The organism is Anaerosalibacter bizertensis (assembly GCF_009696605.1).
GTDB classification, from domain to species: Bacteria; Bacillota; Clostridia; order Tissierellales; family Sporanaerobacteraceae; genus Anaerosalibacter; species Anaerosalibacter bizertensis.
In genome coordinates this window covers 1-3797 of record NZ_VULR01000033.1, presented here as the reverse complement: position 1 = coordinate 3797, position 3797 = coordinate 1, and the positions used below count along the sequence as shown (strand labels likewise).

The 3797-nt window shown below is 31.3% G+C and carries 4 protein-coding genes; all 4 read left to right on the top strand.

Going from position 1 to position 3797, the window contains the following annotated elements; genetic code table 11:
- Positions 1–1083, top strand: a 1083-nt coding sequence (locus FYJ27_RS12500) for a DegT/DnrJ/EryC1/StrS family aminotransferase (protein ID WP_154485126.1), incomplete at its 5' end; no start/stop codon positions are given.
- Between the two features lies 1 nt (position 1084).
- Positions 1085–1663, top strand: coding sequence for an acyltransferase (locus FYJ27_RS12495; protein WP_154485125.1), 579 nt, complete (start codon positions 1085–1087; stop codon positions 1661–1663).
- 5 nt (positions 1664–1668) lie between these two features.
- Positions 1669–3000 carry a nucleotide sugar dehydrogenase gene (locus FYJ27_RS12490; protein WP_154485124.1) on the top strand — a complete coding sequence of 444 codons (1332 nt, stop codon included), beginning with the start codon at positions 1669–1671 and terminating at the stop codon, positions 2998–3000.
- A 12-nt stretch (positions 3001–3012) separates the two neighbouring features.
- The coding region (locus FYJ27_RS12485) for a Gfo/Idh/MocA family protein (RefSeq protein ID WP_229775565.1) at positions 3013–3797 on the top strand (785 nt) is incomplete at its 3' end.

The following is a 3797-nucleotide window of genomic DNA, read 5'->3' as shown; positions in this document are numbered from 1 at the left end:
AATGTGAAAGAATTTGAGAAAGAATTTAGTGAATATATAGGGGTTAAGCATAGCATATCTGTAGGAAATGGAACGGATGCATTAGTTATAGCCTTAGAAGCTCTTGGAATAGGTGAAGGAGATGAAGTTATAACTACTCCTTTTACATTCTTTGCAACAGCTGAAAGTATTTCTGCAGTAGGAGCTACTCCTGTATTTGTTGATGTGAGATTAGATACTTTCAATATAGATCCTACAAAAATAGAAGAAAAAATTACTCCAAGAACCAAAGCGATTATGCCTGTACATATTTTTGGACAGCCTGTAGATATGGATGAAATAAATGAGATTGCCAGAAAATATAACTTGAAAGTAATCGAGGATGCATGTCAAGCAGTAGGAGCTAATTATAAAGGTAAAAAAACAGGTACATTGGGAGATATAGCTTGTTTTTCATTCTTTCCAACAAAGAATTTAGGTTGTGCAGGAGACGGAGGAATGATAGTTACTAATGATGATAAATTAGCAACTATATGTAGAGGACTGAAAGCTCATGGTAGTGGAGAAAATGGCAAAAAAGCTTATAATATTTTAAATAATATAAATGAAGAAGTGGAAGAAGATAACTCTGTAGACAATACAGTTTATAATCCATTAAAATATTATAATTATTTAATTGGATATAATTCAAGACTTGATGAAGTTCAAGCAGCTATATTAAGAATTAAGCTTCCATTACTTGATGAGTGGAATGAAAAGAGAAGAGAAAATGCTAAATTTTATAATCAACAACTATCTAATACAGAATTAGTGACTCCTAATGAAGATGATTATGTAAAACATGTATACCATATGTATATATTGCAATCAGAAAAAAGAGAAGAATTAGTTGAATTTTTAAAAGAGAATGGAATAGCAACTGGTATATACTATCCAGTACCAATACATCTTCAAAAGGCTTATACAGATTTAGGATATAAAGAAGGTTCTCTTCCTAATGCAGAATATCTTTCAGAAAGAACCTTTGCAATACCAATGTTTGCTGAATTAACAGATGAAGAAAAAGAATATATAGTTAAAAATTTAAAGAAGTTTGGTGAGTAGAATGGTTGAAAAAAATTACTTTGTACATGAATCATCTTATATAGATGAACCTTGTCAAATAGGAGATGGGACGAAAATATGGCATTTTTCACACATAATGAAAAATACTATTATAGGTGAGAATTGTAATATAGGACAGAATGTAGTTATATCTCCTGGAGTTAACATAGGAAATAATGTTAAAATACAAAACAATGTATCTGTATATACTGGAGTAATATGTGAAGATGATGTATTTTTGGGACCTTCTTGTGTTTTTACTAATGTAATTAATCCTAGGAGTTTTATAGAAAGGAAAAGTGAATATAGAAAAACTGTAGTAAAAAAAGGTGCAACTATAGGAGCCAATGCTACTATAGTTTGTGGTTATGATATAGGAAAATATGCATTTGTTGGTGCGGGGGCTGTAGTAACTAAAAATGTACCAGACTATGCATTAGTAGTAGGAAGTCCAGCTAGGAAAATAGGGTATGTATGCAAGTGTGGAAATAGATTAGAAAAGACTGATTATAAGTATACATGCAAATCTTGTAAAGAAGAGTATGAAATTATAGATGGAAATCTAAGTCCAAGGGAGTAATGATTATGAGCAATAAAAATAAAATGAAAAACAATCTATTAGAAAAAATAAATAATAAATCGGCTATGGTTGCTGTCATAGGATTAGGTTATGTTGGTTTACCTTTGGCAGTTGAAAAAGCTAAAGCGGGATATAGGACGATTGGTTTTGATATACAAGAGTCAAAAGTTAAAATGGTTAATGAAGGGCACAACTATATAGGAGATGTGGTAGATGCAGAACTTGAGGATTTAGTTAAAAAAGGATTACTATCTGCAACTACAGACTTTTCGATTGTTGAAGATGCAGATTTTATAGCCATATGTGTACCGACCCCACTAGATCAATATCAACAACCAGATATTAGTTATGTAAAATCTTCAACTATTGAAATATCAAAACATTTAAAAAGAGGTTCTATTGTAGTGTTAGAAAGTACAACATATCCAGGAACTACAGAAGAACTTATATTACCTATTTTAGAAGAAGGTTCAGGATTAAAATGTGGTAAAGATTTTTTTCTAGCATATTCCCCAGAAAGAGTAGATCCAGGCAACAAGCTATATAAAACAAAGAATACTCCGAAGGTAGTAGGAGGATTAGGTAAGGATTCTACAGAAGTTGCAGCAGTAATGTATAGATCAGTTTTAGATGGATGTGTACATGAGGTATCTTCACCAAAAGTGGCTGAAATGGAGAAATTGCTTGAAAACACGTATAGAAATATAAATATTGGATTGGCTAATGAAATGGCCATAATTTGCGAAAAAATGGGAATAAGTGTTTGGGAAGTAATAGATGCTGCAAAGACAAAGCCTTATGGATTCCAAGCCTTCTATCCAGGTCCAGGATTAGGAGGACATTGTATACCTCTTGATCCATATTATTTAGCGTGGAAAGTAAGAGAATATGATTACCATACAAAGTTAATAGAAACATCAGGAATAATAAATGATAATATGCCTTATTATGTTGTAGAAAGAGCTTCAAAAATATTAAATAGATTTAAAAAATCCCTTAATGGTTCTAAAATATTAGTACTGGGAGTAGCTTATAAGCAAGACATAGATGATATAAGGCATAGCCCTGCACTAAAAGTAATAGAGGGATTTGAAAAAGAAGGTTCTATAGTAAAATATTATGATCCTTATGTTGAAAGCTATAATTATAAAGGAAAATCAAAGGAAAGTATAAAAGAACTTAGTAAAGAAGCACTTAAAAATGCTGATTTAGTAGTAATAACAACAGCACATACGAGTATTGACTATGATTTTGTACAAGTTAATTCTAAATTTATATTTGATACAAAAAATGCTATGAAAGAAGTTGAGAATAGAGAAAACATAGAGTTACTATAAGGGAGTGGTATGATGCTTAAATTTGCAATAATTGGATGTGGAAGAATATCACATAAACATATAGAAGCTTTAGTAAATAATTCAGAGGAAGCTGAGCTTGTGGCAGTTTGTGATATTATACCTGAAAAGATGGACAAGGATGTAGAAGAATATTATGAATCTTTAGAAGAAATGGGTTTAAAAAAAGAAGTTAAAAAATATATAGATTATAAAGAAATGTTGGAAAAAGAAGATATAGATGTAGTAGCAATTTGCACAGAAAGTGGATATCATTCAAAACATGCTATAGACTGTCTAAATGCAGGTAAACATGTATTAGTAGAGAAACCTATGGCATTATCTTCTGCTGAGGCAGATGAAATGATAAGACTAGCTAAAGAAAAAAACTTGAAGCTTGGAGTATGTCATCAAAATAGGTTCAATCCTCCAATACAAAAATTGAGAAGGGCCATAGAAGAAGGAAGATTCGGAAAGATAATCAATGGAACAGCTAGGATACTTTGGAATAGGAATGATGATTATTATAAACAGGCTGCGTGGAGAGGGACAAAAAAATTAGATGGTGGAACATTAATGAATCAATGTATTCATAATATAGATCTTCTTCAATGGATGATGGGCTCAGAAGTAGAAAGAGTTTATGCGGAAAGGGATACATTTTTAAGAGATATAGAGATGGAAGACTTTGGGGCAATACTTATTAGATTTAAAAATGGCTCAATAGGAATAGTTGAAGGAAGTGCTTGTGTATATCCTAAAAACTTAGAAGAAACTTTAAGTATATTTGGAGAAAAAGG

What these genes read in the sequence shown, in the direction of transcription:
- FYJ27_RS12495 (WP_154485125.1), top strand. Translation starts at nt 1,085, where the DNA reads ATGGTTGAAAAAAATTACTTTGTACATGAATCATCTTATATAGATGAA.
- FYJ27_RS12490 (WP_154485124.1), top strand. Translation starts at nt 1,669, where the DNA reads ATGAGCAATAAAAATAAAATGAAAAACAATCTATTAGAAAAAATAAAT.